Annotated in this window: 6 protein-coding genes; all 6 read left to right on the top strand. The window is 42.4% G+C overall.

Features of this window, described 5'->3' with window-relative positions; genetic code table 11:
• Positions 1-182 precede the first annotated feature (182 nt).
• On the top strand, positions 183-1412 hold the full coding sequence (locus HWQ38_RS03355; RefSeq protein WP_292790011.1) for a hypothetical protein: 1230 nt from the start codon (positions 183-185) through the stop codon (positions 1410-1412).
• Positions 1413-1562: 150 nt separating this feature from the next.
• Positions 1563-3740, top strand: a complete 2178-nt coding sequence (locus tag HWQ38_RS03350) for a serine/threonine-protein kinase (protein WP_292790009.1) — start codon at positions 1563-1565, stop codon at positions 3738-3740.
• Positions 3741-3877: 137 nt separating this feature from the next.
• Positions 3878-4825: a PP2C family serine/threonine-protein phosphatase gene (locus tag HWQ38_RS03345; RefSeq protein ID WP_292790007.1), complete on the top strand. Its 948-nt coding sequence runs from the start codon at positions 3878-3880 to the stop codon at positions 4823-4825.
• 127 nt (positions 4826-4952) lie between these two features.
• Entirely contained in the window at positions 4953-6236 is a 1284-nt protein-coding gene (locus HWQ38_RS03340; RefSeq protein ID WP_292790005.1) for a VWA domain-containing protein, read from the top strand.
• 56 nt (positions 6237-6292) lie between these two features.
• Positions 6293-7009 (top strand): FHA domain-containing protein, encoded by a 717-nt coding sequence (locus tag HWQ38_RS03335; protein WP_292790004.1) that lies wholly within the window; start codon positions 6293-6295, stop codon positions 7007-7009.
• A gap of 17 nt (positions 7010-7026) precedes the next feature.
• The gene (locus HWQ38_RS03330; protein ID WP_292790003.1) at positions 7027-8406 is read left to right on the top strand and encodes a hypothetical protein; all 1380 of its coding nucleotides are present in this window, start codon (positions 7027-7029) and stop codon (positions 8404-8406) included.
• Positions 8407-8714: the final 308 nt, after the last annotated feature.

The following is an 8714-nucleotide window of genomic DNA, read 5'->3' as shown; positions in this document are numbered from 1 at the left end:
CCAATCTCTTTGTGAAAAAATAATCAAGATATAATCTACTACACCAACTCTTTCACAATTCATCTCTTCAGGTTCTATCTTCGAGGAAGAAATTGCTTATTCTAGAGCAGTTGTTGATGGATAACAAATAAAGATAGAATCGAGGGCAATGTTGCCACTAAGCCTTTTATACAGCAGTGTTCATGATGACAAACAAAATTGTTGATCAACTCTTAGCTGACTGGAAAAATAAAATTCAAGTAGTTAGCCAAAACCTGTTTGATCTACAAGAACTCCCAGTATATCAACGCCTTTGTGGGAGTCCTGGTTTTCCTAAAGTTCATTTGACAGGCATTACTGCTCAAAAAGTGACTCCAGCGTTGGAGGCAATGAACGATTTATTTCAGTACTTTGACCTATTGGTGCAAACAATAGATCAAGCCAGTAGATTGCGGCAGCAACTACCACGATTTTTGGCAACAGAGGAAAAAATTGATGAAATTAAACAACTATTAACAGGCACTTCGATTCATCTGTCTGTTGTGCAAACGCCATTGGCACAGAGAGAATTACTGACTGTGACCCAACAAGCAAACGCGATCGCTCCTGCACAATTATTAGAAGTAATGACTCAGGCTTTTTCTGTAGCCAGAGATGCAGTTCTAGCGGTTGATGCCGCTTGGATAAATCTAGAATTTATACTCCAAGATGCAGAATCGCAAATTATCTTAGGGCAAAACTTAGCTGCATCACTCAATCCAGCCTCTTGTCGTGAACTGGTACAAGCTCATGAGGCGATCGCTTCTCTACGAGAAAGGATTGAGCAAGACCCTTTAGGAGTGAGCAAAGAGATAGATCGGCAACTCAAACCTTTATTGGCACAAGTTAAATTAGTCTTAGAGCAAGCCCAGAAACAACAGGCTCAGATACAAGAGAAACTGGCGATCGCTCACAATTTATTAGCACAATTAATTAGACTTCACTCACAATCTATTACCGCTTTTACGGAAAGCCAAGAAAAAGTTTTGTATCTAACAAAGCACACTCCATTACCCCAAGAGCAGATAGATGCCCTTAGCCAATGGCTCACACGCTTACAAAACAAGCTAGAGGAGGGTTTAGTTAGTCCAGTTATGCTCGGTTTAGATAATTGGATAGCCAAAGCTAAAGAATACATAACTGTAGAGCAACAGACATACACAGGTAATAATACTTTATTACAAACTCGTCGGGAGTTACGTGGAAGATTGGATGCCCTCAAAGCGAAAGCCTTGGCGCGGGGATTGATTGAAGATATTACCTTGGTTGATTTAGCCCAAAAAGCAACCCAACTCCTTTATGTGCGCCCAACTCCATTAGATAAGGCATCGGAATTAGTTTCCCAATATGAAAAACGTTTAAACAGCCAATTTTCGGGGAACAATAAAAAATGAAGTCGGAAGTCGGAAGTCGGAAGTATGAACAAGTCCCACACAATTACACTCGGTTTTCAACCTTCACTTTTTGGATAAAGTAGATATCTGGTGAAAAAGATCAGGGGAAGAATAACCAATGATTTATGATTATAAACTTAGGAGACTTCAATGAACAGTCTTCGCTGTCTGCGGAATGGATGTACTGGCACTATTGAAGATGACTACTGTAATGTCTGTGGGTTAGCAGCATTAAAATCTCTTGATGTCAGCCAGAAACAAAATGCGTCACAAACACTCAGAAGTTCACCAATTACCACAGCCACAGGTTCCTCTCCATTAACCAATCGTTCCAAGGGTTCGCGGCGTACCAGTAGCACTTCTGCCCGTAGTAGCCGCAGACAACTAGGAGCAGGATTAACTTCTGTACCAGAACTACCTTCAACAGAACCAGAAAACGCGATTATTCCTAACCCAATGGTGCCGGAGAATAAACGCTTTTGTAGTAATTGCAATCATTCTTTGCGACGAGAAAACGGATTTTGCAGTAAGTGTGGACAAAAGTATTCTTTTATCCCAACTCTCAAGCCTGGTGATGTAGTTATCGGGCAATACGAAGTTAAAGGAGCGATCGCCTATGGTGGTTTAGGATGGATTTATTTAGGCTTCGATAAAACTTTATCTCGCTATGTAGTACTGAAAGGATTGCTCAACAGCGAAGACGCATCCAGTGCAGCCGTCGCCGTGGCAGAAAAACAATTCCTAGCAGTAGTAAAACACTCTAATATCGTGGGAATTTATAATTTCGTCAACCACGGTAATGAAGGTTTTATCATCATGGAGTATGTGGGCGGTAAAACCCTCAAAGAAATCCGCAAAACTCGCAGGGCGTTACCCGTAGCAGAAGCGATCGCATATATTCACCGCATCTTGGGAGCTTTTGCCTATCTACATTCCTTGGGGTTAGTATACTGCGACTTCAAGCCGGATAACATCATGATCGAAGACAACGACGTGAAATTAATCGACTTGGGTGGTGTCCGTCGCGTTGACGATCCTAATGGTGATATTTACGGTACAGTCGGCTATAGCGCTCCCGAAGCTGGCGAAGGCCCCACAATCGTTTCCGATTTATTTACCATTGGCAGAACTTTGGCGGTGTTGCTCACCGAGATTAAAGGTTTTAGTAAGGAACATTTATACACACTTCCCAGTCCCCAAGAAGAACCTTTATTTGCCCAACAAGAATCACTGTATCGCTTTCTGATTAAAGCCACCGCCGAAAATCCTGATGACCGATTTCAGTCAGCCGATGAAATGGCAGATCAGTTATTGGGTGTACTGCGGGAAGTTGTTGCCATTTCTACCAATATTCCCCGTCCCACCACCAGTAACCTGTTTGGCGGCGATATGTTGGCCATTACCCACAGTGGAAGTTTTGAACCAATTAAGCCAGAATATCAGCAATTACCGATACCAATATTAGATGCTAGCGATCCGGGCTTTAATGCAGTCCTAAATGCCAGCGCGATCGCCGATCCACTCCAGCGAACCGTCGGTTTAGATGTTGTTGTCAAGCAATTCCCGAAATCAACTGAAGCCTTGTTGCGCTGGGCAAATACCTTAATTGATACCAATGATTACCAAGAAGCAGAACAAGCTATAGCCCAAGTCGTAGCTAAAGATCCTTGGGATTGGCGGAGCTTTTGGTATCGTGGGCGATCGCTGATGGCGCAAAATCAACCCGCAGAGGCGCAGAAAGCATTTGACCAAGTTTATTTTGATTTACCAGGAGAATTAGCTCCGAAACTGGCGCTGGGGTTAGCCGCAGAACTTGCCGAAAATTACCAATTAGCAATTAAGATGTATAGTTTGGTGTCCCGCACCGATCCGAGTTATGTATCAGCAGCTCTTGGGTTAGCACGTTGCTTTTGTGCCACTGGAAATCGCAATGGTGCTGTGACAGCTTTGGAAAATATTCCGCAAACTTCTAATTTATATACACGAGCGCGAGTAGAGATTGCCCGAACTTTAATCAATGGCGATCGCTCGGCTCCAGGTACTCAAGAACTCAAAGCCGCTTCTGTCGCCATTGAAGCACTGACTTTAGTTGGTAGCGATCGCTATCGCCTGACTAAACAAGTATTAGAAACTGCTCTCAATTTAATCACCTCGCGCCAACTCCAAGCTGCTGCCGATTTAACAATTTTGGGGCAGCCATTACAAGCAGTGCATCTGAGAAAGGGATTGGAAAAAGCCTTACGCGACATGGCGCACCTCGCAACTGAAGACGAAAAAATCTCTTTAGTTGATGAAGCTAATCGGGTACGTCCCAGAACCCTAATTTAAACCTAGTAGTCTGTCAATAACTAATTGACGGGTAAGTAAATCTTTCAATTTTTCTTCTTCCTTAGCGCTCTTTGCGTCCTTTGCGGTTCGTTCCTTTATTCATCTGTATTTGACAGACTACTAGTGAGGGGATAATTATGCAGTGTATATGTGGTGCATCCATTTTAGCTGATGATAAATTTTGTGAAGAATGCGGTACACCCTTAACGGCTAGTAAACCGCCAACTGCGATCGATAAATGTGAAAAATGTGGTGCAGGAATTGATCCTGAAGGCTACTGTTGCCAATGTGGATTTCGCCAAGAACCACCAGTGCATGATTGGTTAGAAGTAATAATTAATTCACAGCTAGCCGGAGTTAGCGATCGCGGACTCAAACACAGCCGCAATGAAGATTTCCTCGCTTTACAACAACTCAACAGCAGTCAGCCAAATATTCTCGTAGTTTGTGATGGAGTTTCTAGTTCCGAAAAACCTGATTTAGCTGCTAAAACTGCTGCTGAAAGTACTTGTCTGGCTCTAGCTAATGCGTGGGAAACAGGGGAAAATTCCGCTTCGGCAATTAAATCAGCTTTTGCTACTGCTTTAGCTAATGTATGTAATATTTCTTATAGAAATAGTGGAGATTTGGAACCACCATCTACAACTATTGTGGCTGTAATTGTTCAAGAAGGTATCGCTACTATTGGCTGGTTAGGTGATAGTCGTGCTTACTGGATTTCTGCTCACAGTTACCAACAATTGACTCAGGATGATTCCTGGTTAACTGAAGTAGTCGCAGCCGGAAAAATCAGCGAAGCAGAAGCTAGACAATCTCCCAAAGCTCATGCAATTACGCGCTGGCTGGGAGCAGATGCCGTTGAGGATGGTGTTCCCTCAATTGTGAAGTTTACTATTCCTGGTTCTGGATATCTGATTTTGTGTAGTGATGGACTGTGGAACTATACCTTAGATGCAGCACATTTGGCTAACCTAGTGCAGCGATCGCCCGATCGAGATGCGATCGGCATATCTCGCACCCTTGTAGAATTTGCCCGTAATCGTGGTGGACATGACAACATTACTGTTGCTGTTCTCCATTTATGAATTAAACTCTCATACTCATAAAACAATACAGTTCGTTAAGTATTTCTTCCTCCTCTTCCTTCTCTCTCTGTGTCCTCTGCGCCTCTGCGGTTCGTTAAAAAAACCCTATTCAAACAAACAAAACACTATGTCTCATCAATTTAAAGCCGAAGTTTTTCAAAACCAATATCTACCCCAAGGAGCCAGAGAAGTTGATGCCATTATGACTATTACCGTCGAAAAAGGTGATAGTGGAGTCGCAACTGGACAAAATGGCAGACTTTTTGGCATCATTTGCGACACATCCGGTTCAATGGGAGGTGACAAGATACATGCAGCCAAAGATGCAATGACCAAAATTGTGAAATTGCTCCCAGAGGATGCCCATTTCTTCATCGTCACCGGTGCTGGTAAAGCCACTGTAGTTTTTCCTGTTTCTCCAGCCACGATAGAAAAAAAGCAAGAAGCGATCGCAGCTATTAAGAGTACTTTAGCTAATGGCGGTACTCTCATGTCTACTTGGTTGGCTCAAGCCTTAACACAATTCAAAAAGATGCCTAGCGCAGTTCGTCAAGCACTACTACTCACCGATGGGCAAAATGATGACTCTGATGAGAAATCCTTGAAGCAAGTTTTACTTGAATGTGAAGGTGTCTTTCAGTGTGACTGTCGTGGTGTCGGAACTGATTGGCGAGTTGCTCAACTTCAAGAAATTGCCAGCAAACTTTTAGGGACAACCGATATTATTCCCAACGCCGCAATGATTGAAAGTGACTTTCGTGCCATTTTAGAAAAAGCCATGAGTAAAAATGTCAGCGATGTCGCTTTACGTTTATGGACACCACAAGGAGCCAAAGTCTTGTTTTGTAAACAAGTTAGTCCCGATATTGTTGACCTTACCCACCGCCATAAACCTGTCAAGCCTCAGATGGTTGATTATCCTACTGGAGCTTGGGGAAGTAACGAGTCTCGTGATTACCACTTCTGTATCGAAGTCAATCCAGGTAATATCGGCGATGAAATGTTAGCAGGTCGAGCCAGTTTAGTATACACCCTCAACGGCACAGAAACTAAAGTTGCAGAAGCACGCATTTTGGCAACCTGGACTAATGATGAAGCCAAATCTACCAAAATCGATCGGCGAGTTGCCCACTATACTGGACAAGCAGAACTGGCTCAGTCAATTCAAGAAGGATTGGAAGCTCGTGCTAGGAATGATATTGAGCTTGCTACTGCCAAATTAGGCAAGGCAGTAAAACTAGCCCATGAATCAGGGAATGAAGCCACAGCCAAACTGCTGAAAACCGTAGTTGAGGTGGAAGATGCACCGACAGGGACAGTCCGGTTGAAGCGAGAAGTCGCCAAAGAAGATGCAATGGCATTGGAAACACGTTCCACAAAAACTACTCGAATTCCTAAATCTCCGAATTAATTGTTATTGGTAAATACAAACGACTTATACCGATTTTAAAAATTACTTCAGTAACTATGTCAATCTATAAATGTCCTAAAGGACATGAATCAACTGAATTAGATTTTTGTTCAGAGTGCGGTACTAAGATTCTGGGTGTACCTGAACTTCCATTCGTCCAAAAAACAATTGACTCAACAGTAACGCCAACTAAGTCCACAGAAATTTGCCCAGATTGTAGCACCGTCCATGAATCAAATAGTGGCAATTTTTGTGAAATTTGTGGTTACAACTTCGTTACTGGGGCGCATGGTGAAGTACCCATTGCCAAACGTACCCAAGAAGAAGAAATGGGAACAATGCGACAGACGAATACCAATAGTTCTGGGTCTGGATTAATAGATTCTCAATTATTAGTTATTGGTTGGGATGTCGTTGTCTATATTGACCCATCTTTACGCCATCCCGAAAGTCCAGAACCACCTATAAATCAGCCACCGATTACATTTCATCTCGATCAGGTAATTAACTTAATTGGTCGCAATAGCGAAGTCAGAGCAATTCATCCAGAAATTGCTTTAGATTTTGATGATGCTGTCTCACACCGCCATGCCTTGCTTACTCTGGAAACAGACAATACATTAACTCTCCGTGATATTGGTTCTGCTAATGGTACACAATTAAAAGCTGTGGAATTGAAGCCGATGGTAGATATAAAACTTCAGGATGGAGATGAATTTACCCTTGGACATTGGACTCGGATCGCGGTGAAAGCTGTTCGGAAATTAGGATAAACCTGCAAATAAAATATATGAGTAAAATCATCGCTCTTTTCAGTCAGAAAAACTATAAATTGACCACTCCAAAACGACTCCAGATAGGATTATACTTAACCGGAGCAACCAGTTTACTATTACTGATTGCGATTATTAGCGCAGTTCAAGGGCAAAGACACGCGATCAAAACCGTTGGTCAAGATTCCACACCCAGCATCGTCACTGCTCAACGCCTCAAGGACGCATTTGCCGATATGGATGCTAATGTCGCTAATGAACTTTTAGTACCAGCAGGACAAAACCAAGATGCAGTCAAAGGTTACGAAGAGCAATACCAAAAAGCTGCTGAAAGATTAGTTGCTGCTGCTGAGAATATCACCTACGCAGATAAAGAGCGAAAACCCATTCAGACGATGCAACTCGGCTTAGGTAACTACATAGCCCAAATTCAGCAGGCACGGGATTTTCACGCACGCGGTGATACTAACGCTATGCTGATTGCTTACCGTGCAGCTGCGGAACTTATGGATAAAACCTTACTGCCAGCAGCCGACGAGTTAGATAAAGTAAATATACAAGCTTTAGAAGAAACTTATACCGAACAAAAGGTTGCTGCTAATAATTCTTTGATCTTAATTTTTGTTTCTGGTGCAGCACTGATGATTGTGCTAGTAGGGATTCAGATATTTCTGAGTCAAAGGATGCGCCGCACCCTCAATCCTATGCTGTTGGTTGCCACAGCGATCACCTTGGCTTTATTAACTTATACAACAGTCACGTTGCAGGCTGCTGGGGATAATCTCCGAACGGCTAAAGAAGATGCGTTTAATTCTATGCACGCCTTGCGACAAGCTAGTGCTAATGCCTACATCGCTAATGCTGCTGAAAGCCGCTATTTACTTGACCCAGCTTTTGCTACGAACTACGAACGAGCTTTTTTCAGCAATATAGTGCAAATTGCCCAAATTCCTCAAGGACAAACTGCTGAAACTATAGCATCTGCCTATAATTCTCAGGGTAAAAAGATAGATGGTTTTAAAGGTTACATCGCTGAGGAACTGAATAATATCACCTTCCCAGGTGAAAAAGAAGCCACCCTCGCCAGTCTCGTGAGTTTGGGTCAATACCTTGCCATTGACCAACAAATTCGCCAGTTAGAGCGCAGTGGCAAGCATCAAGAGGCGATCGCTCTATGCCTAGGAAATAAGTCTGGACAGTCCAACTGGCTGTTTGAAGAGTTTAAAACAGCTAATCAAAAGACATTTGATATCAACCAAGCAGTTTTCGATCGGTCAATTCACCAAGGTTTCAGCAATATAGATGGTTTTGAGATTAAAATGGTGATTGCAGCAACTACAGTTGTACTTCTGAGTTTCTTTGGATTGTTACCGCGTCTCAAAGAATACTCAAATTGAGATGATAATAAACGAAATCAATAACAGGCAAAGTCTTTCAATATTAGATAAGCTCTTGAATCAGGGTGAGTTAGTCATTAAGTGGCATCGAAAGATAAAAAACAAGGGTAATGGTAGCTATGTTGTAATTTGAATGCCAATTAGCTTAATCGAATTATCCTTCAAATTAATAAAGCGAATTCGTTAAACGACAGAATCCATTGTATCTCTGTACAATTAACGGTTTTTTACCTTGATTAAACTACTCAAACTATGGCGTTGAAAAAAGCTCCAAATTGCCCTACTTGCATTCAAACCAAGCTGAATAT

The sequence above is a fragment of the Nostoc sp. NMS7 genome, assembly GCF_017115085.1.
In the GTDB taxonomy this organism is placed as follows: domain Bacteria; phylum Cyanobacteriota; class Cyanobacteriia; order Cyanobacteriales; family Nostocaceae; genus Nostoc.
This window is presented reverse-complemented; position numbering and strand designations above follow the sequence as displayed.

Excerpts from the sequence above, each read along its gene's own strand:
- HWQ38_RS03340 (WP_292790005.1), top strand. The coding sequence starts at position 4,953 with ATGTCTCATCAATTTAAAGCCGAAGTTTTTCAAAACCAATATCTACCC.
- HWQ38_RS03355 (WP_292790011.1), top strand. The coding sequence starts at position 183 with ATGATGACAAACAAAATTGTTGATCAACTCTTAGCTGACTGGAAAAAT.
- HWQ38_RS03335 (WP_292790004.1), top strand. The coding sequence starts at position 6,293 with ATGTCAATCTATAAATGTCCTAAAGGACATGAATCAACTGAATTAGAT.
- HWQ38_RS03330 (WP_292790003.1), top strand. The coding sequence starts at position 7,027 with ATGAGTAAAATCATCGCTCTTTTCAGTCAGAAAAACTATAAATTGACC.
- HWQ38_RS03345 (WP_292790007.1), top strand. The coding sequence starts at position 3,878 with ATGCAGTGTATATGTGGTGCATCCATTTTAGCTGATGATAAATTTTGT.
- HWQ38_RS03350 (WP_292790009.1), top strand. The coding sequence starts at position 1,563 with ATGAACAGTCTTCGCTGTCTGCGGAATGGATGTACTGGCACTATTGAA.